Raw genomic sequence first — 22,964 nt, forward strand, 5'->3', positions numbered from 1 at the left:
TAGCACTTTATTAATTTATCTGTTAGTGTATTTATATACTTAATCTGAAAAAGCCTAAAAATTAAGCATTCTAACCCGTTTATTAGTCAGAATGCTATGTAATAACTATTCAATAGGTAAATTATGCTGTTTTAGAAAAGATAATTTATCCCAATAACCTCTTTGAAATATAATTTTATCATTAACTATGTTATTTTTTATATTATACAAATGTTCTTTTACTAATTATTGAATATTCAATTGTAATAAATAATTAAACGAATCAAGAGTATCAGGATACCTCATACACCATTTTATAACCTTGCTTTTAGTTTTATGTGATAATAAATCTCTATTTATAACAGCATCCGTTTTTTCTATAGCTTTATTAATTATCACTAATTTATCATAGGAACAACTATCATAATCACTCAACTCAATTTCATTATTGTTATTAAAAACAACACTATATTCTATATAATAATTACCTGTACGACCTTGCTTAAGATCAATATCCACGTATTTAATTTCTGAGAACTTGTTTTCATTGCTCCCTAGAAAAATGTTTTTTTGAGTTATTACGTCTTGAGTAACATAGCCATTAGTTAAGTTATTAAAAAATGTAATACCAAATATAATATTAAAGACTACAGAAATAATTATACCTTTTACTAATTTCCCTTTGGTTAGATAAATCTGTTTTATATTTAATCTATTACATGCTTTTATTAATACTATATCAATAAATATAGGTGTGATAGAAAAGAAAAGTAATACATCTATTCTATAATCCAAAGTTACTATTAAGTTATTAATTTCTGATACAGTATTCTTGTTCTCTTTAAATATAAGTAAAAATGATACTGCTACAAATATTATATATATGATAGTTATTAAAATCCTTGCTTTTTTTAGTTTCTCTTTATTTTTGTTATGGTTATAATTTAAAGAATGTAATTTCATAATTCCCCTTCTAATTCTATAAATAAACTGTTAAGTATCTTGTATTAATTATTTCTTTGGCCCATTCATGTCCACTACTTAAAAGGCAAGCTTTAGCTACAGCAGATAATGATTCAGATGGGTCTATCAATTTTTTAATATCATTTATTGCATCTTCAACTATTTCCTCTGCTAAATTTTCATAACTAGCATATTTATTCACTCTTTCTATGCATAACATACATTCATTCCATTTATTTTTCCTAGCATCTTTCAAATCTTTGCTTCTTTGGGGCTTCTAAACCATCTAATTCAAACATTAGATTAACAATTTTTTCAGCAAACAACCCTAATTTTATTAAAGCTGAATTAGAATCCGTATATATATAGTTTTCTGCAGTTTTTCCAAGCTGTGCTAATATAGGCCATTTATTTTTTAAAATTTGATAGCAAATTGTACATGCTATTTTTTATTTTCATCAAGTCATCCCTCCAAACACAAATCTATCATATATCATTAATTTCCTTATATTATAACATCTTTATATAATCCAAACAATTCTCTATAAAAATTTTACAACTAATAAATTGAAAATAAGAATGACTAAGAACCATTGAAATATTATATTTATCACCATTTTATGCTTTATACATTTTATATGATATAAATTAACTCAAAAATAGTTAATTAAAATTAATTTCTTCAATAAATAAAACGAATTATAATTAATAATTTTAATTTTCAACATAATAATATCCACATCTTGTTTAAATCAAAATATTTAATTTGGTTATTGTTTTTATTAAAATATTGTGTTAATATATACTTTGTTGTCGACAGCAAATAAATAAATCAGGAGAAAAATTATGAATAAAAAAATCAATAAAATTATTAGTCTATTTATATTACTTGTACTAACTATAACAACAATAGATTTTAATATTTATGCTGAATATGACACATCAAATGAGATAAATACTGATATTCAAATTAGCGATGCAGATGCAATTGAAATGGCAGTAAATGTATATCAAAATTTATCTACAGAAGCTAGAGAAAAATTCATCAACAATCTAGAGTTATTAGCAGCTAGTGGTAATGACGAATTATTAAAATTTCATGTTGAAAATGTCGATACTAACTATAATTATAAAGAAGTTAAAAAAGTTAAAACTTTATATGCAACAAATTCTTTAACATTAGCTCAAGAATTAAGTTTGTTAGCATTACCTAAAGCAGTAGAATATTCATTATTAGCATTAGCAGGAGCTTTAGGAATACCAGTAGGAAATGTTGTAGATGTAATTATCAGTTTAGGAGTTGTTGCAATTATTGCAGCAAACTGGAACACAATATCACCAGTTTGGGATGATATAGTTGATATATTTTCAAGACATATTGGTGGTTTTGTTGTAGAAGGATTCGATTATATCTATAATAAAGCTACAGGCTTGCCAACAGAACGTCAGTTTAGTAGATTTAATTACCATTATGACAAACATTCAGAAGGCTTTAAATTTATGCCCACAGGAAACGGTAAGAAACCTGATAAAAAGAAATTTTGGGAAATGGCAAAGAAAGCTTTAGAAAAAACAGGTTCAAAAATAAAAACAGGTATATCAAAACAGAATCCTAGTAGAACTGTGAAGTTTAATACTGAATCATTAGAAATTATTATTTATGATACAGCAACTAAGCTTATCAGAACATATTATATTCCATATGATGAAGGTTTAGTAAGTGGTAGATATACTTTAAGTGTTGTAAAGATGATTGCAGAAGACTACTTTCAAAGTCTAATAAGGTAGGTTAAAATTATGAATAAATTTTATTGTCCAATTTGTGGTAATCAATTGGTAGAAGCCTTTTCCATAGGGGATATTTGTTCTTGTTGTGGAAATGAATGTGGATGTGATGAAAGAATAATAAGAGAGTTAGTAGATGGAACTTATGATAAAATAACTCTTGATACATTAAATAACATATCCTATCTAACTAAAGAAGAAGCTCATGAATATTTAAGAAAACAATGGATTTTACAAGGTTTAAATTGGAAATATAATGATTGCAATGAAAAACCTGAAGCTTGGAATTTTGAAATGGCTAGAAAACAATTAACTAATATAAATATAAATTTAGATGATTACCTTGATAATAATGGTACTAAATAGAAATCACAACCACCCTATTATGGGTGGTTGATACTAAGTTATTATCTCATAAGGTCTCATCATCTCATGGTCTTCATGCTCTAATATATGACAGTGCCAAGGATACAAACCTGAATATGGAACAAATCTCATGATGATTCTGGTAATCTCACTGGGATTTGCTCTTACTGTATCCTTCCAGCCTCTTTCATTGAGTGCTGGTAATACAGCAGGTCCAGTGGTTAGAATCTTTCCTGTTTTTTTATAATGCTCAACATCAAATGGCTGTCTATCTAGGATTTGGAAATTAACTAGATGGATATGTATGGGATGAGTTGAATTAGCTAAGTTAATTAGAGTCCATACTTCTATACTCCCTAGCAGAGGTTTAATGGTTATCGAGTCATCCCATCTCTTATCATCCAACAGAAGAAATGCTCTACCGTATTTATCTGTTTCCCTAACTAGAGTAAGGTATCTTTCTAGTCTTGCATCTCTTTCATATAAAGGCTTTATAATATTCAATCTGTACGGAATTGTACTATAATCATAACTTGTTAAATATTTTGACACTCTAAATTGCATTATCTGACCTTCTGTAGTCAGATTTACTGGATTACCTCTAGGGAATGGTGATGGAGCATTATTGGTTAATACTATATTGTCTCCTCTTAACTTGGAAAAATCTATTATTACATCTACCCTTTCTCCAGGAGCTATCAATATCTTTTTAGCTATTACAGGAGATTCCAAAAAGCCACCGTCAGTTCCTATTTGATAAAAAGGCTGACTTGACGAGAGTCCTATCCTATAGAATCTTGAGTTAGAACCATTAACTATACGGAATCTATATTTTCTAGGTTCAACTTCTAGATATGGCCAAACCTTACCATTCACTAGTATGTTATCTCCAAAAAAATCAGATACAATGGAAGGACAAACATTAGGTATAGGTGGTTTTGGCTCACATGGATAGTATAGGGAACCATCATCATTGAATGTTCTATCTTGAATCAGTAATGTAACCTCGTATTTTCCCTTGGGAAGATTCAGACGTTTTTCAGCTGGATCTCGAATAATATATGCACCTGCCACTCCTGCATATACATTAAGGCGTGTTATCCCTATGGCATGAGAGTGATACCATAGTGTAGTACCCCTTTGCATATTTGGATAATCATATATTTTCTTTTTGAATTCTGGACCTACTTCCCTATATCCATTGGTGAACCAAGCGTCTGGATATCCATCACTATCTGGTTGTACAACTCCCCCATGAAGATGTACAACTGTTCTTACCCTTGGTTTGTTTGGCTCAGCTCCATGTATGGTAGTATCCACAGGAAGTAAATGTTTACTTGGCAGCTCATTCATCCACTCAACTTTTATTAGTTGATTTTTCTTAGCTTCAATAGTTGGACCTGGGTAGTTACCTTCTAATCCCCAGACAGTAGTTTCTGGAAGGTCTCTATGCAATTTTTGTTTGAATTGCTGTATTCTCATCTGGTAATAAGGAACTCCATCCATTCTGCCCTTGGGCTTGATAGTTCTTATTATCGGTAACTTATCAACAAATTTCGCTAATGTCATATCTTGGTTACCTTTCATAATATATGTTCATTTTATATTATGAATTATTTTGTTGACATATGAGCATTAACTATAATTATCTACTCTAATATCTATTATGAAATTTCATCTTATTATTAGCAATTAAAAAAGTAAAGGTATTATTATATATATCTACCTTTACTTTTTTTCTCTCTATATTTAAAATCTAATAAAAATTTATTACCCCTATTTAATATTCTTTGCTTTCACTAATATAAATCGTACTTTCTACAAATTCATCATCTTTATAAGTATAGCCATATGAAACCATTCTGTAAGTATTACCACTTGCTATGTACCATTTCCCCCCTACTAGGCAACTAGTGTCATCTTCGCTACCTGACCAACTTTTAATTGTTTTCCATTCCCCATCTTTATACTGTTGTAAATCAGCTATTATTTTGACTTTGTTGACATTTCTAGCAAATAAAAAGCAAGTAACAGAGGCTTGTCCACTATCAGATATCTGGAAAGTATTTTCAAAGGTAATTATTGAAACAAAGTTTAGCTGATTGTCCATTGCTTCAACTTCAAGTCCATAAGAAGTAGTGCTAAAAAAAGCAAGTATAAGACCTAAACATACTAGCCTTTTATATTTTTTCATATATTAAAAACCTCCCTTCGTCTTATTAACAATAAAGGGAGGTGTTTTGTTACACTTTTTTATGATTTTTTTTTATCTTTTTTCTAAATTTTTTACTACTTTCATCAATTCATCACTTATTATATTGGATATTATGTTAAAACTACATTCTTCATTGTGCCAAATAATGGTAGTATTTTCTTGTTTCTCAATCAACAATCCTTCATAATCATTGATTACTATTTTATCCGCTTCAGCATTTTCTGTATCCATTTGATAGTTAGTTCCGTTTGGAGATTGAGTTATTAATATAAACTTGTCTCCATCAATGAATCTTAATATTTTCTTGTCATTCATAATCTCTGATTTATCCAATATAAAATCTTGTGGCAGATATTCTGGATAATAATAATTACTCCAACTGTCTGGTATGGATTCTTCATCTTCTTTTACCTGTACACTAGTGTATTCTTTATTATCTTCAATAAAAAAGTTTAAGATCTTGATTCTAAAAGCTTCAACAGTACATGATAAAACTGTTCCCATGCTTATTACTAATAACAGTAATACAGCTACCTTGCAACCTGCTTTTTTGAATCTTCTATTTAACTTTTTGACTCTTTCTTTTCTTCTATATTTTCTATGAAATTTTACAAACCATTCATCAATATTTTTTGGAAACTCTACTTCTTTAATTTCTTCTCTTTCATTATCCTGATCAGCTATGATATTTTCTATATGACAAGAACCTATGTACCCATAGTATGATTCAAAAATTTTATTTTTTTGTCTGGTATCCATATCTGTTTGCTTCATCTAAAGCACCTTCCTTCAGGCATTCTTTTTTTAATGCTTGTTTTGCTCTATGGATTTTAACTCTCACATTTCCTTCTGTCATATTAATCAGCTGAGCTATTTCTGAGTTAGAATACTCGTAAAAATATTTCAATGTTAATATATCAGCATATGTTTTGTTGATATTAGAAAGTAATCTTGCCATCTCTTTTGCTTGATCCAATCTTATCATATGTAACTCTGGTCCAATATCCTCTTCAGGTACTATTTCTTCTATACTATCTAATGGCATTGTGTTTCTTCGCTTTCTTTGATTGTATATATTGTAAGAGATGTTCCTAACTATTATAACAAGGAAGGCTCTTGTTTTGTTACACTTTATAGATTCGATTCTATCCATATAGGAAGATATTTTTATAATTGCCGTTTGTACAATATCTTGTGCTTCATGATAGTCTTTCAATATGTTGTAAGCGATATAAAACATTTCTTTGTGATATTGATAATACAATTCTTCCAGTTTACTACGAGTATTTTCATCCTCAATAACTAATAAAAACCCTACCACAAAAACACTTCCTTTTTAATATATATTTTTTTACAGTATTATTACTAAAAAACTGTAATTTATCCAATAATTTACATTATATTACCATTCATATATGTCTTTTGTCCTAATTATACTATCTTATCCAATATTTATCTACATATTATATTACTTTTCATAAAAATTCATAAATAATTAGCACCCTGACCAATTTCTCAATCAAGGTGCTATATATTATATCCCTCATATTTTAATTATTCCTAATATATCTAGAATCATACATACTATATAACTTTATTAATATTTTATTCCCATCAAACTACTAATTATTTATTTCTCAACAATCACTTTTCCATTTTTTAATGGTATGACTTTTTCTACTTCTATACTTTCCTTATATTTGTCATATGTCTTACGCCATTGAACATTATAATCACTATCATATTTTACTATAACCACTTCATGGTCAAACCATATACATGATATAATTGGAGGTTGAGGAATGCTTTTGATCTCTCTTACACTTTTAACAATGAATCCCCCATCATGGGTTGGTATAATTTCATTAGGTGACAACTTAAGGTTCTTGATTATTTTCTTTTCTCTCCCTGATTTGTCAAATATTCTTAAAGTACCAACATTTCGATTACCACACCCTACAATTACATCGTCATTTTCCAGTACAATCATAGCTAATGCCCAACTTTCATGTTCTGGATAGATATGTGTTATACTATTAGATACTTTTCCCTCATTATCAATAGTTATTATCAGACCTTTATTTTCTTTTGAGTGAGTTGCTCCTCCATCAACAGCTACATATACTAGACCCTCATCAATATATAATTGGTCATATGGTGAATAATTTTCTTCAAACTGATTAACCCATTTGACTTTCAGGTCCTTCTCGTCAATACATGCTACGAAAAGCATATCCTCTTTTTTACTATCTATTGCAAAACTTCCATCTTGTGAGCTAGTACGACCTTTTATTACGATACCCATGTCTTTATCATATTTTGATACATAAAGAGTATCATAATCACTGCCTCCAAAGCTCTTTTGTTTTATAATGTTGCCTTTTGAATCTAATTTTGTTATAACAATATCATTACTACCCTTCATCCATTCTCCAATAACCAATATTTCTTCAGAATCAGTAAGTACTATATCTTGAAACATATCATTGGAATAATTATCAAATTCTTGTTTCCATAGTTGATTACCCTCTTTATCAAATTTAATAATACAGTTATTTTCATGAGTTCGTTTTCCACCATTCATCCATTTTTGATATGAATCAACTGCAACTAAAAAACTGTCATCTTCAAAAACCAGTAGATGCCTTATAGATCCTGAAGGTATTTTCTGATTCAACTCTTTATTCCATACTATCTTACCTGTTTCATCAAGTTTTTGTAATATAGGTTTGTAGTAAAAAGTGGCTTTACTTTTGGTTAACCTTTCACTTTTCACGTATTTCTTTAGCCCAACGGCTATGTAACCATCAGATAATTCTTTTATAGTAGAAGACTCCCCTAACATAGAAAAATCCACTTCTATTTCTTCTATATCTTTTTTATTTATATCTTTCAATTTCACATAATTAGTATCATATTGTACTATCTTATTCCAATACTTCTTATCCCCAAATAAATCATCAATAGTTTTAACTTCTTCTTGTACTATCTCAGTCTCAACCTTTGTCTCAACCTTTTTATCCAGTACTGTTGAATTTTCTTTAGCTATAATATTCTGCTTACATGATGTCAGTACTAACGCTATTAATACTGTAGCCATTAATATCCTATTTCTTTTCATTATATACACCCCTTATGTAATAGGATTCGTTATTAACAATATTGTAACTATCATACATAGAATAGAAGTAATTATCAGCATAATAGTAGATATCCTCTTATACGTTGAAATATTAATTAACCTTTGTTTCACTGCTGTATTGCCTAATGCAGGAAAGGGTAATCTTTGACTATCCGCTAATTCTACTAATGATAATGCATAATTCTTTCTTTTATCGTCTGGAATGTTCTTCAACACCTTATAGTCACAAGCATTCTCCATATCACGTTCTGAAATCCATAGAAACAACCATGCAAAAGGATTAAACCAATGGATACATACCGCTAATATACTCAGTAGCTTCCATATATTATCTTTCCTTTTTATATGGGATAACTCATGAATCAATATATATTCCAAGAAATCTGGTTTTATATTCTTAGGTATAATAATTTTAGTTTTCAATATTCCACTAACAATTGGAGTATTAATAAAACCTGATTCATAGACCCCTATTTCACCATTAACATTTAATCGTTCCTTGCATTTTTCTATGATTTTCATATCATACTCTAATTTCACAGCCTGATTAAGACGTTTCATAGTTATTCTATAAATTACAATAGCTGTTAAGACAAATAAAAGAGCTCCAATCAACCATATAACACCAAAAATATTAAAAACCTTTTCTATCCTATTGGTCTTATATTCTATGGGATTATACTCTTCTGCAAGCTGCATCACATTAGTCACACTATAAGTTATATCCGTTACACCATTATCGGCATCAGAAACAACAACAGCCTTAGCAAAATCAGGATTCACCATATTTATTAGACTAAATTCGCTTGATATGGATATTGGAATCAATAAACGAAATAAAACAATACCCCATAGAGCATAAATCAATGGTTTCTGCAACCACTTCCCGAAAACAGCTCTAATCAATAGAAGTATAACCACTATGATAGCCGCTATTATACTCATATTTAAAATGTAGTAAAATATATTGTTTATCATAGTAATCACCCTTTACAGCTCTTTATTAATAATATCTTTGAGCTCTTCTATCTCTTCTTTGGACAAATGTTCTTTCTTAATAAACGAAGTAAAGAAAGTCCTTATAGAACCATCATATAATTTGTCTATCAGCTTCCTAGTCTCATCTAACTGAACCTGCTCTCTAGTTATAAGAGCCTTGCAAACAAAATTCGGTTCTATCCGCTCTATGGCTCCTTTTGCTATCAGCTTCTTCAAAATAGTATAGGTCGTATTCTTATTCCACCCTATAATCTCAGCCGCAATAAGACTTAACTCCTTAGCTGTCGTACTTTCCTCCTGCTGCCAAATAAGCTCCATAAGCCTCAATTCCGAGTCAAATAACTTAATCAGTTCCATAAAACCACTCCAGACTATTATAATAGTTTACATTTTTATACTACTACAATAGTCTGGAGCTGTCAACATTTATCTAATTATAATCTTAATCTTTTTCCTAAGCTTTTTCTTTATACTATATATATAGTAGCCATTAATTAGCTAACTCAGAAGAAAAAATATTTTGTAATGATATTGACGATAACTTCGCCGCAAAATAGTATATGTATATGTGAAGTAGTGAGGCAGGACGCCGAACCCAGCATTTAATCTGACAGCCCTACTGGACTGTCAGGAATAATAATGGACTCGATGTCCATTATTATTCGTTGAGCTCAGGACGAGCAAGTAGCTGGCGAAACATATACATATACTATTTTGCAAACACCACGTCAGAACAAAATATTTTTTCTGACTTACTTACAATACAATAATACTTAATTTATCTATCAACATATTCCTTCTTATCAATAAAAGTAAGAAGCTGATCATACGTCGGCAACCCTTCCACATCACCTTTAACAAGAGTAGCCATAGCCCCCACTCCATTTGCATATTCTCCGCATTCCTTTAACGACTTATCTCTAAGCAATCCGCTTAGAAAACCTGCAGCAAACCCATCTCCCGCACCAACACTATCTTCCATAGTCTTTACAGTATATCCATTAACAAAATACTCTTCTTCCTTATCTGATACTCTACACCCTTCTTTACCTAATTTTAAAACCACCATCTTAGGTCCCATTTCATGAAAAGCCTCAATAATTTCTTTTGGTTCACTTATTCCTAAAAGCATTTCAGCCTCATCAATCCCAGGAAATAATATATCTGCCTTTCTACACAATTCCAATATTACCGGTTTCGCTTCTTCAATCGACCATAGTTTCAATCTGATATTAGGATCAAAAGACACAATCACATTATTTTCCTTTGCATAATCCACAACCTTGATAACAGTCTCTTTTGCACTTTCTGATAAAGCAGGAGTTATACCCGTTACGTGAAGTATCTTAGCACTTTTAATATACTCATAATCTATATCATCAGTAGATAAATAACTAGCTGCTGAATTTTTTCTATAATAATAAACATTAGGATTAACATGAGCAAATCTTTCTTTGAAAAGAAGACCTGTACTCTTTGTAACATCCTTAATAACTCTAGATATATCTACCCCTTCACCCCTGATAAAACACTCAATATATCTGCCAAACTCATCATCACCTAACTTGGAGAACCAACCCACATTATGTTCTAACCTTGCTAAAGCAATAGCAACATTGGATTCAGCACCAGCTAGTGCCTTAGAAAAAGTATGTATATATCTAAGAGGTCCTTTTGCATCAGGATTAAATAAAACCATACTTTCACCAAAAGTAATTACATCCATTTTTTTATCTACCATATCTATCATTCTCATAGCCTCCTCAATTGTATTGTCCGATGTCTGATGTCTCTAATTACATTATATTAAAAATCCTGTACTAATGCAAGTTATTTCACCTAATTAAGTATTGATTATAGCTTACATTCACATATTATTTATACTATTTGTTGATTATCTGTTCCATACCATATCTTAAGTGATCCGTCATACATTTTCTTGCTAATTCCGAATCCCCTTTTTTAATAGCTTCTAAGATTTTTCTATGATGATACAACACTGTATCTCCACTCTCTGATATATCCTTGGTTTCTCTATACCCTTCTGAAATACCCTCATTGATTATAGGTAATATACGATTGATTATTGGGTTCTGACTGCTTTTTGCTATAATATTGTGAAACTGTATATCAGTTTCTGTATGGTCTTTATTACTAAGGATTTCTTTTTCTATTTCGGCGAAACTGGCTTCTAATTGAACTATATTTTCCTCAGTTGCTCTTATAGCTGCAAGAGCGCATATTCCAGGCTCGATTATCAATCTTGATTCATATAAATCCTTTAACAGATTTTTCTTATCCATAAAACATACCCCAAGCGGATCCTTGGATAATCCAGGTTTGCTTGAAACAAAAGTCCCTTTACCCCTGCGTACTTCAACTACATTAGTTGAAACTAGGATTTTTATTGCTTCTCTAACCGTTGAACGACTAACATTTAACTCACTTGTCAATTCTATTTCATTAGCTAGTTTATCCCCTGGTTTCAATTTCTTATTTATAATCATTTCTTTTATTATATTTGCTACTTTTTCTGAAAGAATACCTTTATCGTACATACTAATACCTCAACCTCATTTTTTTATAGATTATCATAATTTATTAGGTTAGGCAATATAGTATTTGAAAAATTCATAAAACCCTATTCTTATATGATATAAAAAATTTTTGTAATTAATGTAAAACCAGTAATTATATTGAATTCCTTACAAATTATAGGCTATTTTATTATAAATAGGTAAAATAATACTTATTTTCTTGTTTTTATTTTAATAAAAAATCTGTCATTTCAAATAATAATGGTATAAGATTTTTTTTAATAAATACTCATGCATTTTTTTATTTTAACAACTGAATAATAAGCATTAAGAAATAATCATTCATAAAAGATTATTTTAGATAAGGAGGATAATATGAAAAAAATAAAATCACTATTAGTTTTAACATTGTTCACAACTGTGATTCTTACCTCTTGTGCAACTAATGAAGAACCTGTCAAAGGCGTAGAATCATCAGTTAATGAAACAGGAGATGTAAAAGCTGTTAAGATAACAGCTAATAATTGTAATGTAACACAGGGAGTAGATGCTACTTCAAAAGTATTACAAACCGTTAATAAAGATGCTAATCTTAATGTAATCAATAAAGTAAACGATGATTGGTATTGTGTTAAACTACCTAATAACCAAATAGGTTTTGTACCTCAACAACAATGTACACCTGTATTGCCTGATAATGCTATCAACAAAGGTAACGCTGGTCAAACTCCAACACCTGGTAAAACACCTACCCCAGGTACTACTCCAGGCACAACACCTGGAAAGACTCCTGGAACACAAACACCTGGAGCAGCAAATCAAATGAAGCCACCACAAACTGGTACAGGAATCAACAACCGTCAACCAATACCTGGAGATACTACAGGTAATAATGATAATACTGTAGCTGATGATGATGCAGAAGATGAAAATACAACAACCAATAAGAATATTTCTAATGAAGAGCAACAACTTATTAACTTAATAAATGAATCCAGAAAACAAAATGGACTAAAAGCCCTAACAGCTGACAATCAACTATCAGAGGTCGCAAGGATAAAATCAAAGGATATGATTGATAACAATTATTTCAGTCATAACTCACCTACTTATGGTAATCCTTTTGATATGTTAAAGAACTTTGGTATTCAATACCTAAGTGCAGCAGAGAACATTGCAGGTAATAACTCAGTTCAAGAAGCACATGAAGCATTAATGAATTCACCAGGACATAGAAAGAATATTCTTAATCCTGAGTTAACACATGTTGGAGTTGGAATTCAAAAAGGAAGCAAATACGGATATATGTTTACTGAATTATTTATTAAAAAATAACTTTACGCTAATTAATTTCCAATAATTGATAATAAAATTTACCAAGTACCTTCCTACTCAAAGCTAGTAAAAATTCTTAGCACCAAGAATACTTTACTAGCTTTAAAATTATTATTTGTGATATAATAAGCATATGGCTTGACCCATTTCTATATTCAATTACCTAATCTATTACCCAAAAACTACTAAAACCATACTATAAATAATTTACTGATAAATTATATACTTTTTTGTTATTAGAAAATAGGGAGGTAATAGTATGACTGTTTCTGCAAAACAAGGGTTAGAAATTTTACGGACTACATCTAATTTTCAATGGTATGTCATACCCATCTTAATTATTGTAATCTATATCTACGCCGTTGAAGTAGAAAAAAGAAACTTGGTGGCAGCCATATTAAGGTGGATTTAACAATATACATATACAAATACTTTGTCATAATAAATATTTTATATAATGACTTATGAGTAATTGAAATTCTAACTTAAGGAGGAGAAATATGATATCTTATCAAGAACGGATCAAGGATTTGACTAGTAGTTATGGAAATTGGTTCCATGACGATACACTTCTAGAACGAGGCAAAATGACTTCTTCATTGTATCCCTACACTAACCTGTTCTCACCAATAACAATTAATAAAACCAAAATCAAGAACAGGTTGATAATGGCACCTATGGGAAACATATCTATGTGTGATGAATCTGGTAGACCCAGTGAAAAGATGATCAGTTATTTTACAGAAAGAGCAAAGGGCGGTGTTGGTTTAATCACCACAGGATTAATACCAATAAGTTATGGTATTGATAATTCCATAATAGAAAAAGGCGACCTGACTTACTTTCCTAGAATAGACAGATCCAGAACAACTTTCGCACCTTGGAGGGATATTGCAGAGAATTGTCACTCGTTTGGCGCTAAGATATTCCTTCAGATAAGTCCTGGTCTTGGAAGAGTCGGGAATCCACAATGTGTAGTAAATATGCACAAGTTCCCTGTATCTGCTTCATTCAATCCTAATTACTATATGCCAGGTGTACCATCATTAAGGCTATCTGATAGAAAACTAAAAAAAATAATTAAAAAATCTGGTCAAGCAGCGGCTGATTCAAAAGCGGCACTTATTGACGGAGTTTATTTACATGGACACGAGGGATATCTATTAGAACAACTGACCAACCCTGCCTTCAATAGAAGAAAATTAGGTAAATACTCTGATTGGCAGAGATTCGGTATAGAATTAGTAAAAGAAATCAGAAATAGATGCGGTAAAAATTATCCAATAATGTATAGAATCGATTTATCATTAGTACTTAATGAAACATATGGAGAAAAAATGTCAACAGTTAAATCACTCAAAAAATTCAAAAATGAAAGAACTGTTAAGATGACTCTTGATTATATGAAGAATCTAGTGAAAGCTGGAGTAGATATATTTGATGTTGACCTTGGATGTTACGATAACTGGTGGTTACCTCACCCACCAGGACCAATGCCTCCTGGATGTTTCTTAGAAGTATCCAAGATAGTCAAAGAATACTTTGATAAAAATAGCATTCTATCAAATACAGGAATTGAAGTTCCTATTGTTGGTGTTGGCAAGTTAGGTTATCCTGATTTAGCAGAACAAGCTCTACGTGACAACTCTTGTGATATGATTATGTTAGGAAGACCTCTTCTCTCTGACCCATACTGGCCTAATAAAGTATATGCCAACAAAATAGATGAGATTATACCTTGCATAGGATGTCAAGAGGGCTGCATAAATGAATTTGTGGAGGGTGGTCATCCACAATGTGCTATCAATCCTAGAACTGGTTTTGAAAATATATATGAAAAAGAATTCCCTATTACCTCCAATAAGAAAAAAATAGCTGTTATAGGTGCTGGACCTGCTGGTGTTACTTGTGCTGTCACTGCTGCAAAAAGAGGTCATGAAGTAACATTGATTGATAAAAATGATAAAGCTGGTGGACTACTCATATCTGGTGGAGTACCAAAAATAAAATTTGACATTCAAAATTATAATAATTACTTAAGCAATTTAATAAATAAAACCAGCTCCAAATATGAATTGATATATAAACCTAATACTACAGCTACTATAGAAAATCTAAAAACAGAAAACTTCGATGTAATAGTTACAGCTATAGGTGTAAAACAGATTATTCCTAAGCTGCCAGGTTATGATAGAGATAATGTTATATTAGCAACAGAGCTGCTTCTTAATAAGGACCTAGCCAAAGATTGTAAAAACATTGTAGTAATCGGCGGTGGTGTTGTAGGATGTGAAACAGCTTATATGTTGAAGAGTGAAATGGATAAAACAGTTGACGTCATAGAAATGGAACCTTACTTCATGAATCATGTTTGTACTGCTAACAGAGGTTATATGATACATTATCTTGAAGAAAACAACGTGAAATTACATAATTGTACCCAGTTAAAAAGTATTGAAGAAGATGGTATCATAGTTACCAAGAATATATCTAAGACTGTACCTGACCCATATATCACCTGGGCACCATTACTACCTGAAAACGTAGTTAATCCACTTGCCAAAGAAATTATATCAGAAGAAAAAGAAATAAAAATAGAAGCTGATTTAGTTGTAATGGCTATAGGTGGCAGACCTATTGATAATTTATATTATGACCTGATTAAAGCAAATATTGCTCCTGAAATATATAATATAGGAGATTCCTTCAAACAAGGTAAAGTATTTGAAGCTACAAAATCAGGATATCTATTAGCAAGGAATCTATAAGTATCATATAAGGGGTTGTGATATAATACATTACACGTTAATTATGTATTATCCCACAACCCCTTTTCATTAATATATAATCATGAATCATATTATCTGATGAATCCATAATATATTATATTTGTCAATTATTTCATTAGAATGGATCAGTTACATAAGAACATCTCTTAGGCATAGAATTATTTAACTTACCTATCATTATTTGATCTTTACAAGTAATCAAATCCAATTCCATCGCCTCTTCCCAACTTAAGAAACCAAATACTATTTGTGATAATACCTGAATTGAGCAGCTGATATCAGGTTCAATATCTTCATTTTCTTTAACTTCAACATTGTTATCATCAATATTTATTTGGAATGTATTGTTGTTCCAAGCTGCATATTTATCTTCAATGGATATACTGAATTTCAGATCATTGATATTCTTATATGGATACATTTCAAGTATTTTTTTAGCGTTAATTATACGAACCATCATACCCGATGATACTTCCATATGTTGTCTTGGATTCTTTAATAATATATCTAAGTTATTATCATGAGGAACTTTCAAAGTTACTTTATCAAACTGAGCTCTATGTACAAAGATGAATCTCATTATTTGTTTTCTTACTTCTAATGAATCATATACTATTTCTTGTACAATCATTCCATCACTATTTATCTTATAGAAGATATAGCCTCTCAATTTATCTTCATTATCAAAAACACCATAACTATGGATATCATTCTTAGCGTTTCTAGCAAAAATCAGTTCCCATCTTAAATCAGTCCTTTTGGTAGCACCATTATAATTGCAATAAAAATGTTCGTAGACTTTCTTTATTGATTGTATATGATCTTTGTTAATAGGTTTTACACTAAAGTCACCACTCTGAAAATGTGATAAATCGTTGATGCTTATTTTTAACTTCTTATTCCTGCTTCCATACTCCCAACCATACTTTCTATAGAAAGAGTATGCAAAAGGAGCAAGCATTGAAAATACTTGATTATTATCATTCATCATCTTAAGGGATTCTATCAATAACTTCTCAACAGCATGATTCTGTCTAGCTTCTGGGAAAGTAGCTACACCGCCTATACCACCCATTTTAACTTCCAAACCCTGCCAATAGATTTCAAAATCATTAATGACCAATGCACCCTGCAACAAATCATCCTCAAATGCACCTAATATGATTGAATCATCTTTTCCAAACATATTGTCTAATTCAAATTTCACTAATTCCTTATCTACCCCAAAACAATAGCTTTGCAATTCAGCAAATTTATCTAATTGCTGATTATCAACAATGTTATATAAATCCATAATTCAACCCTCCCAAAATATGTTATAGTATTTAATATAACATTGTTTTAATTCTATTTCAATTATAATATTTATTTTTTTTAAGTACATTCTAATAATAAATTACCATCAGTCAAAAAGGTAATAATTTTATCCTAATAACTTCTAAAAATTATTTATAATCAACATCATCATCTAGTTTGTCCATTCTTCTCTTAAGTTTAAGGATTGTATTATATTCATGTTTCTTGTAACTCTTCTTAAGTTCTTTTGAAAGAGAATACATCATTATTATTAAAAGTATGGCAAATGGCAATCCTGTAATTACTACTGCTGATTGTATAGTCTTAAGAGCATCCTCTCCACCTAGTAATAGAACTGATAATGCAATAAGACCTTCCATCAATGCCCAAAATACTCTTTGTGTTTTAGGTGAATCCTGCTTACCTCCACTAGTCAAATTATCAACAACCAATGAACCTGAATCACTACTTGTAACAAAGAATAAAACAATAGCTATAATAGCTACAAAAGAAAATACCATCTGAAGTGCTGGTGATTCTATAAGATATTTGAACATCTCAAACATAGCTGTTGCAATGTTGCTGTCAATCGCTTTTTTGATTACTCCATCATATAGAGTATTTGTATAGACTCCTGAAGCTCCAAGAATAGTCATTGCAATTGTAATAATGATTGTTGGTAATGCAACAGTTCCTATAGCTATTTCTCTTATAGTTCTTCCCTTGGAAATACGTGCTATGAAAGTTCCTACGAATGGTGTCCATGAAATCCACCAAGCCCAATAAAATACGGTCCAAGAACCTTGCCATGCAACACCATCTGGTGTAGTTGCTGTAAAAAATCCAACATGGAAGAATTCTTTTATATATAAACCTATGCTTGACATATATGTTGATAATATATAAACTGTTGGTCCTATTAATAGTATAGCTACTAATAAAACACCACTTATTATTGTATTAGCTTGACTTAATAACTTAATCCCTTTTGATATACCACTAACTACAGATAATGTGGCAATAAATGTTATTACAACAATTAAAATGATTTGTACAGTTGAATTAATAGGTATACCAAAAACATAATTCATCCCTGAATTAATTTGGTTTGCACCTAATCCTAAGGAGGTTGCTAGACCGAATAATACTGCCAATACTGCAAAAGTATCGATTATGTCTCCCCAGATACCAAAAATCTTATCTTTTATTAATGGATAAAATAAACTTCTAAATGAAAAAGGAAGTTTCTTATTATAAGCGAAGTAACCTAGACCTACGGCTACTAATCCATAGAGTGCCCATGCATGTGCTCCCCAGTGCATAAACATCATCTTAAAATTATCATATGTTGATCCTGATTGAAGTTCTTGTGGAATATCCAAATGATAGATAGGTTCTGCCACACCATAGAAGAATATACCAATACCTATACCTGCGCTAAATAACATGGCATACCATGAAAAATTGCTATACTCTGGCTTTGCATTAAATCCGCCTAATCTAATTCTTCCAAGTTTTGAAATTCCAACGACCAATAAAAATATGAATGAAAGGTTAATAGTCAATACATATAACCAATTGAAATTTTTATTCAGACTATCATTTATACCACTGAAAGTCTCTGCAGATAATGTTGGCTTAGCAATGGTAAATATAATGAATCCTAATACCAATATTGCTGATACTATTGATACGAACAAGTTCATATCAAATCCCCATTTTTTGAAGTTTCTAGAATATAGTTGTTTACTTAAATCTTTTTTTTCCATATAATCCTCCATTTCTATTCTTTATATAAAGTGACATAGTCACACATACGCTTTTAAGAATAGCGCAGTATTAAAAAAAGCACCTAACTCTTAAAAGGATAAGAGTTAGAGTGCTTATGTTTCATATAATATATATATTCACATTATGCCACTAGAAACAGTAGCATAGTTTCTTGCCTAATAAATAGACCCAAAACAAACCCCAGTTCAAATCTAATATTTTCAAAAATACTTTCTTTCTTTAAAAAAACGGTAGAAATATGTCCAATAAAATTAAACCATTTTTTTGACATGTTTGAATATATACTGCTCTAAAACATTATATACCTTGCATACCAAATACTAATATTTTTTACTTCTATTTTTGCATTTGTTTATATTATACACTATTTTCTAGGTTTTATCAAGTTTTCTACTTTTTAGGTTATTATCTACTTGTATTTATGACATTTTTAATGCATTATTTTTATTATAATCCATGCACAAAAAATCAATTTTACTAAGATTTAAATAATTTTGCCAATTCTTTAGATTTAGCTACACGTCCCATAATCTTTACTTCCTCATCAACAACTAATGCCGGTGTCTTCATTACACCATAAGACATAATTTCATTGATATCTTCAACCTTCAATACCTCAGCTTCTATACCTACTATTTCTAATGCTTCCATAGTATTCTTGTATAGATTTTGACAGTTTTTACAACCGCCTCCTAAAATTTTAATAACCATTTGTATTACCTCCATTTTAATTAATAAAATTATTTATATTACATCAATAAATGCCCAATAAAGTTAAATAGATAGCCTGTCATTAATATACCTATTCCAGTTACAATGACAAACCAAACTATCAATCTGGGTTTTATGACTTTTCTAAGTAGAACCAATTCAGGTGCAGATAGAGCTGTTACAGCCATCATAAATGAAAGTGCTGTTCCTATACCAACTCCCTTGCCTATCAGTGCCTGAGCGATAGGTATTGTACCCATTGCGTTTGAATAAAGTGGAATTCCACACACAACAGCGATAAGTACTGCAAATGGATTATTTTCGCCTGCATAACTTGCAAGAAAGTCTTCTGGAACCCATCCATGTATTGCTGCTCCAATTCCAATACCAATTATTAAGAATAGCCAAATCCTTTTGACTATATCTTTTATATTTTGTGTAGCAAAAGACACCCTTTCATTTATAGTCAATTCTTTTGGATCAATATCAGCTACTTTTGTATTATAGACATATTCTTCAACTTGTTTTTCCATCTTCATTTTTCCAATAATAAGTCCACCTAGAACTCCAACAATAACTCCTGTAATTACATAAACAACAGCCAACTTCCATCCAAATAAACCAAGCAATATAATAAATGCAGCTTCATTAACTATTGGTGATGTGATAAGGAATGAAAATGTAAGTCCCAATGGTACTCCTGCTTCAACAAATCCTATAAAAATAGGTACAGATGAACAAGAGCAAAAAGGTGTAACAATACCTAATAGTGATGCCATTATATTACCTTTTATACCATTGAATTTTGCAAGAATCCTTTTTGTCTTTTCTGGTGGAAAATAACTACGTATATATGAAATGAGAAATATCATGATACTTAATAAAATGATAATCTTGATTGTATCATATATGAAAAAATGTATACTGCTTCCCCATTTGCTTTCCATAGATAATCCTATTACTTTGGTAACAAAAGCTTGTGCTAAATAATCTAACCAATTAAACATATCTATACCTCACTATCAAGTAATTTATTAATTTCTGTCCTTACTAATTTATTCACTAACGTAATAATATCTTTAACTTCATCGTGCTTGATATTATATATAACCTTGTTACCATCTTTTCTGGTAGTAACTATATCTGCATCTTTCAGAAGTTTTAGATGTTGTGACATATTAGCTTGTGAATACTCATTATCATCACATAGTTCACATACACATCTTTCGCCATCAAACAGCTTTTTTACTATTTCAAGCCTTACTGGATGTGCCAATGCTTTTAATACATTAACTTCCATTGTATCAATTTTCATTAGTTACCTCCTTAAGTATATAATAATATTCTTATATAGTTATTTACTAATATTATATGTTTATTGATTTGTTTTGTCAATATAGAATTTGAGTATATTTCATTATGATAATATTATTTGTGCAAGTAAGTCAGTAAAACTGTTTTGTTCTGACTTGGTTTTTGCAAAATAGTATATGTATATGTTACGCCAGCTACTTGCTCGTCCTGAGCAAAAAGCTGGGTTCGGCGTCCTGCCTCACTACTCCACATATACATATACTATTTTGCTACGAAGTAAGCGTCAATATAATCACAAAACTATTTCACTTCTAAATTAGAATAGTTAGGGCTATTTCATGCTTTTAATATAGTAGAAATATATAAACAAAAAAATTAACTATAACTAAAATTTTTCTAGTCTAATTGCAAAAAAGTGAATCACGAATTACACGCAACTCACTTTTTTATATTATTTCACATTATGAAGAAACATAAAATTATCAATAATTTATTTTTCCCTTACTACACCAGTTTCAACGGCTTTTTGTGCAACCGCTTCTGCTACGGCTTGTACTACACGTTCATCGAAGGGGGATGGAACGATATAGTCTTCACGGAGTTCTTTTTCGTCGATTACGGATGCAATGGCATAAGCTGCTGCTAATTTCATCTCTTCATTTATTTTTTTAGCTCCTACATCTAATGCTCCTCTAAAGATGCCTGGGAAGGCTAAAACATTATTAATTTGGTTAGGATAATCACTTCTGCCAGTACCTATTATTCTTGCTCCTGCTTTTTTTGCTTCTTCTGGCATTATCTCTGGTACAGGATTAGCCATTGCAAATACGAAAGGATTATCATTCATGGATTTAATCATTTCCTGAGATACTATATTACCAGCTGAAACACCAATGAATGCATCGGCGTTTTTCATAGCTACTGATAAATCGCCCTCGATATCTTCCTTATTAGTTATTTCAAGAATTTCTTTTTGTAGGAAATCCAAGTTTTCACGTTTGGAATTAATTATTCCATCTATATCAACAGATATTATGTCTCCTACTCCATAATTATGAATCATACGAACGATAGAGCTGCCAGCAGCGCCTGCTCCGCTTACAACAACTTTTAACTCTTTTGGATTCTTACCTGTCAATTTACAAGCATTAAGTAATGCAGCGGTCACAATGATTGCAGTACCGTGTTGGTCATCATGAAATACTGGGATATCCAATTCTTCTTTTAATCTTCTCTCAATTTCAACACATCTTGGAGCAGATATATCTTCTAGGTTAATACCTCCAAGTGAAGGAGTCAAATTCTTACATATATTAATGATTTCTTCAGTATCTTGTGTATCTAGACATAATGGGAATGAATCAACGTTACCGAATTTTTTAAAAAGTATGGATTTACCTTCCATAACAGGTAATGCAGCCTTTGGCCCAATATTTCCTAATCCAAGTACTGCTGAACCATCTGTGATAACGGCAACCATATTACCTTTTGAAGTATATTTGTATATATTCTTTTCATCTTCAGCTATTTTTCTACAAGGCTCTGCAACCCCTGGTGAATATGCAAGGCTCAATTCATCTTTGTTAGATACTTTTACTTTTGAAACCATTTCAATTTTTCCCTTATTATCTTCATGCATCTTAAGTGATTTTTCGTAAATATCCATTATATGCCTCCTGTAAGTTTAATTTTTAAAATAGTTATTGAATTATATATTACTAATACTGTATACTATAGTATAA

General features: G+C 30.6%; 22 protein-coding genes. 5 read left to right on the forward strand and 17 right to left on the reverse strand.

Annotation, left to right across the window (positions count from 1 at the left end; genetic code table 11):
- Window positions 1–225: 225 nt before the first annotated feature.
- Window positions 226–942 (reverse strand): hypothetical protein, encoded by a 717-nt coding sequence (locus tag HYG85_RS01960; RefSeq protein ID WP_212692061.1) that lies wholly within the window; start codon window positions 940–942, stop codon window positions 226–228.
- A 16-nt stretch (window positions 943–958) separates the two neighbouring features.
- Window positions 959–1,198, reverse strand: a complete 240-nt coding sequence (locus tag HYG85_RS01965) for a hypothetical protein (RefSeq protein ID WP_212692062.1) — start codon at window positions 1,196–1,198, stop codon at window positions 959–961.
- Window positions 1,199–1,788: 590 nt separating this feature from the next.
- On the opposite strand from HYG85_RS01965, the gene HYG85_RS01970 reads away from it, so the two are divergent.
- Window positions 1,789–2,730 carry a hypothetical protein gene (locus HYG85_RS01970; protein WP_212692063.1) on the forward strand — a complete coding sequence of 314 codons (942 nt, stop codon included), beginning with the start codon at window positions 1,789–1,791 and terminating at the stop codon, window positions 2,728–2,730.
- A 9-nt stretch (window positions 2,731–2,739) separates the two neighbouring features.
- Window positions 2,740–3,093 carry a hypothetical protein gene (locus tag HYG85_RS01975; RefSeq protein ID WP_212692064.1) on the forward strand — a complete coding sequence of 118 codons (354 nt, stop codon included), beginning with the start codon at window positions 2,740–2,742 and terminating at the stop codon, window positions 3,091–3,093.
- Window positions 3,094–3,126: 33 nt separating this feature from the next.
- On the opposite strand, the gene HYG85_RS01980 is transcribed toward HYG85_RS01975, so the two are convergent.
- The 9 genes from HYG85_RS01980 to HYG85_RS02020 form a co-directional block, all read right to left on the reverse strand.
- Entirely contained in the window at window positions 3,127–4,662 is a 1,536-nt protein-coding gene (locus tag HYG85_RS01980) for a multicopper oxidase family protein (RefSeq protein WP_212692065.1), read from the reverse strand.
- A gap of 211 nt (window positions 4,663–4,873) precedes the next feature.
- Complete coding sequence (locus tag HYG85_RS01985; protein WP_212692066.1) at window positions 4,874–5,287, reverse strand: hypothetical protein; 414 nt, start codon at window positions 5,285–5,287, stop codon at window positions 4,874–4,876.
- A gap of 72 nt (window positions 5,288–5,359) precedes the next feature.
- Window positions 5,360–6,082: a DUF4367 domain-containing protein gene (locus HYG85_RS01990; protein ID WP_212692067.1), complete on the reverse strand. Its 723-nt coding sequence runs from the start codon at window positions 6,080–6,082 to the stop codon at window positions 5,360–5,362.
- Window positions 6,045–6,629, reverse strand: coding sequence for an RNA polymerase sigma factor (locus tag HYG85_RS01995; RefSeq protein WP_244971262.1), 585 nt, complete (start codon window positions 6,627–6,629; stop codon window positions 6,045–6,047). Before HYG85_RS01995 ends, HYG85_RS01990 begins: the two co-directional genes overlap by 38 nt.
- A 309-nt stretch (window positions 6,630–6,938) precedes the next feature.
- Window positions 6,939–8,429: a hypothetical protein gene (locus HYG85_RS02000; RefSeq protein ID WP_212692068.1), complete on the reverse strand. Its 1,491-nt coding sequence runs from the start codon at window positions 8,427–8,429 to the stop codon at window positions 6,939–6,941.
- A gap of 12 nt (window positions 8,430–8,441) precedes the next feature.
- The gene (locus HYG85_RS02005) at window positions 8,442–9,428 is read right to left on the reverse strand and encodes a M56 family metallopeptidase (RefSeq protein WP_212692069.1); all 987 of its coding nucleotides are present in this window, start codon (window positions 9,426–9,428) and stop codon (window positions 8,442–8,444) included.
- A 12-nt stretch (window positions 9,429–9,440) separates the two neighbouring features.
- Window positions 9,441–9,806, reverse strand: a complete 366-nt coding sequence (locus HYG85_RS02010; RefSeq protein ID WP_212692070.1) for a BlaI/MecI/CopY family transcriptional regulator — start codon at window positions 9,804–9,806, stop codon at window positions 9,441–9,443.
- A gap of 421 nt (window positions 9,807–10,227) precedes the next feature.
- The gene (locus tag HYG85_RS02015) at window positions 10,228–11,199 is read right to left on the reverse strand and encodes a sugar kinase (RefSeq protein WP_330619205.1); all 972 of its coding nucleotides are present in this window, start codon (window positions 11,197–11,199) and stop codon (window positions 10,228–10,230) included.
- A 133-nt stretch (window positions 11,200–11,332) separates the two neighbouring features.
- On the reverse strand, window positions 11,333–12,007 hold the full coding sequence (locus HYG85_RS02020) for a FadR/GntR family transcriptional regulator (protein WP_212692071.1): 675 nt from the start codon (window positions 12,005–12,007) through the stop codon (window positions 11,333–11,335).
- 354 nt (window positions 12,008–12,361) lie between these two features.
- Between HYG85_RS02020 and HYG85_RS02025 the strand changes: the two genes are divergently transcribed.
- From HYG85_RS02025 to HYG85_RS02035, 3 genes are all read left to right on the forward strand, one after another.
- A complete protein-coding gene (locus HYG85_RS02025; protein ID WP_212692072.1) occupies window positions 12,362–13,321 on the forward strand; it encodes a CAP domain-containing protein in 960 nt (319 codons plus the stop codon).
- A 259-nt stretch (window positions 13,322–13,580) separates the two neighbouring features.
- Window positions 13,581–13,733: a hypothetical protein gene (locus HYG85_RS02030; RefSeq protein ID WP_212692073.1), complete on the forward strand. Its 153-nt coding sequence runs from the start codon at window positions 13,581–13,583 to the stop codon at window positions 13,731–13,733.
- Between the two features lie 88 nt (window positions 13,734–13,821).
- The gene (locus tag HYG85_RS02035) at window positions 13,822–16,089 is read left to right on the forward strand and encodes an FAD-dependent oxidoreductase (RefSeq protein WP_212692074.1); all 2,268 of its coding nucleotides are present in this window, start codon (window positions 13,822–13,824) and stop codon (window positions 16,087–16,089) included.
- A 136-nt stretch (window positions 16,090–16,225) separates the two neighbouring features.
- Here HYG85_RS02035 and HYG85_RS02040 read toward each other — a convergent pair whose 3' ends face one another.
- From HYG85_RS02040 to HYG85_RS02065, 6 genes are all read right to left on the reverse strand, one after another.
- The gene (locus HYG85_RS02040) at window positions 16,226–17,404 is read right to left on the reverse strand and encodes a GNAT family N-acetyltransferase (protein WP_212692075.1); all 1,179 of its coding nucleotides are present in this window, start codon (window positions 17,402–17,404) and stop codon (window positions 16,226–16,228) included.
- A 151-nt stretch (window positions 17,405–17,555) separates the two neighbouring features.
- Window positions 17,556–19,175 carry a BCCT family transporter gene (locus HYG85_RS02045; RefSeq protein ID WP_212692076.1) on the reverse strand — a complete coding sequence of 540 codons (1,620 nt, stop codon included), beginning with the start codon at window positions 19,173–19,175 and terminating at the stop codon, window positions 17,556–17,558.
- Between the two features lie 499 nt (window positions 19,176–19,674).
- Window positions 19,675–19,908 (reverse strand): thioredoxin family protein, encoded by a 234-nt coding sequence (locus HYG85_RS02050; protein WP_113676019.1) that lies wholly within the window; start codon window positions 19,906–19,908, stop codon window positions 19,675–19,677.
- 38 nt (window positions 19,909–19,946) lie between these two features.
- Complete coding sequence (locus tag HYG85_RS02055; protein WP_212692077.1) at window positions 19,947–20,915, reverse strand: permease; 969 nt, start codon at window positions 20,913–20,915, stop codon at window positions 19,947–19,949.
- 2 nt (window positions 20,916–20,917) lie between these two features.
- The gene (locus tag HYG85_RS02060) at window positions 20,918–21,223 is read right to left on the reverse strand and encodes an ArsR/SmtB family transcription factor (RefSeq protein ID WP_212692078.1); all 306 of its coding nucleotides are present in this window, start codon (window positions 21,221–21,223) and stop codon (window positions 20,918–20,920) included.
- Between the two features lie 489 nt (window positions 21,224–21,712).
- Window positions 21,713–22,888 (reverse strand): NAD(P)-dependent malic enzyme, encoded by a 1,176-nt coding sequence (locus HYG85_RS02065; RefSeq protein WP_212692079.1) that lies wholly within the window; start codon window positions 22,886–22,888, stop codon window positions 21,713–21,715.
- Between the last annotated feature and the right edge of the window lie 76 nt (window positions 22,889–22,964).

This window comes from Vallitalea guaymasensis (genome assembly GCF_018141425.1).
GTDB classification, from domain to species: domain Bacteria; phylum Bacillota; class Clostridia; order Lachnospirales; family Vallitaleaceae; genus Vallitalea; species Vallitalea guaymasensis.

What these genes read in the sequence shown, in the direction of transcription:
- HYG85_RS01960 (WP_212692061.1), bottom strand. Translation starts at nt 942, where the DNA reads ATGAAATTACATTCTTTAAATTATAACCATAACAAAAATAAAGAGAAA.
- HYG85_RS01970 (WP_212692063.1), top strand. Translation starts at nt 1,789, where the DNA reads ATGAATAAAAAAATCAATAAAATTATTAGTCTATTTATATTACTTGTA.
- HYG85_RS01975 (WP_212692064.1), top strand. Translation starts at nt 2,740, where the DNA reads ATGAATAAATTTTATTGTCCAATTTGTGGTAATCAATTGGTAGAAGCC.
- HYG85_RS01980 (WP_212692065.1), bottom strand. Translation starts at nt 4,662, where the DNA reads ATGACATTAGCGAAATTTGTTGATAAGTTACCGATAATAAGAACTATC.
- HYG85_RS01985 (WP_212692066.1), bottom strand. Translation starts at nt 5,287, where the DNA reads ATGAAAAAATATAAAAGGCTAGTATGTTTAGGTCTTATACTTGCTTTT.
- HYG85_RS01990 (WP_212692067.1), bottom strand. Translation starts at nt 6,082, where the DNA reads ATGAAGCAAACAGATATGGATACCAGACAAAAAAATAAAATTTTTGAA.
- HYG85_RS02000 (WP_212692068.1), bottom strand. Translation starts at nt 8,429, where the DNA reads ATGAAAAGAAATAGGATATTAATGGCTACAGTATTAATAGCGTTAGTA.
- HYG85_RS02005 (WP_212692069.1), bottom strand. Translation starts at nt 9,428, where the DNA reads ATGATAAACAATATATTTTACTACATTTTAAATATGAGTATAATAGCG.
- HYG85_RS02010 (WP_212692070.1), bottom strand. Translation starts at nt 9,806, where the DNA reads ATGGAACTGATTAAGTTATTTGACTCGGAATTGAGGCTTATGGAGCTT.
- HYG85_RS02015 (WP_330619205.1), bottom strand. Translation starts at nt 11,199, where the DNA reads ATGATAGATATGGTAGATAAAAAAATGGATGTAATTACTTTTGGTGAA.
- HYG85_RS02020 (WP_212692071.1), bottom strand. Translation starts at nt 12,007, where the DNA reads ATGTACGATAAAGGTATTCTTTCAGAAAAAGTAGCAAATATAATAAAA.
- HYG85_RS02025 (WP_212692072.1), top strand. Translation starts at nt 12,362, where the DNA reads ATGAAAAAAATAAAATCACTATTAGTTTTAACATTGTTCACAACTGTG.
- HYG85_RS02030 (WP_212692073.1), top strand. Translation starts at nt 13,581, where the DNA reads ATGACTGTTTCTGCAAAACAAGGGTTAGAAATTTTACGGACTACATCT.
- HYG85_RS02035 (WP_212692074.1), top strand. Translation starts at nt 13,822, where the DNA reads ATGATATCTTATCAAGAACGGATCAAGGATTTGACTAGTAGTTATGGA.
- HYG85_RS02040 (WP_212692075.1), bottom strand. Translation starts at nt 17,404, where the DNA reads ATGGATTTATATAACATTGTTGATAATCAGCAATTAGATAAATTTGCT.
- HYG85_RS02045 (WP_212692076.1), bottom strand. Translation starts at nt 19,175, where the DNA reads ATGGAAAAAAAAGATTTAAGTAAACAACTATATTCTAGAAACTTCAAA.
- HYG85_RS02050 (WP_113676019.1), bottom strand. Translation starts at nt 19,908, where the DNA reads ATGGTTATTAAAATTTTAGGAGGCGGTTGTAAAAACTGTCAAAATCTA.
- HYG85_RS02055 (WP_212692077.1), bottom strand. Translation starts at nt 20,915, where the DNA reads ATGTTTAATTGGTTAGATTATTTAGCACAAGCTTTTGTTACCAAAGTA.
- HYG85_RS02060 (WP_212692078.1), bottom strand. Translation starts at nt 21,223, where the DNA reads ATGAAAATTGATACAATGGAAGTTAATGTATTAAAAGCATTGGCACAT.
- HYG85_RS02065 (WP_212692079.1), bottom strand. Translation starts at nt 22,888, where the DNA reads ATGGATATTTACGAAAAATCACTTAAGATGCATGAAGATAATAAGGGA.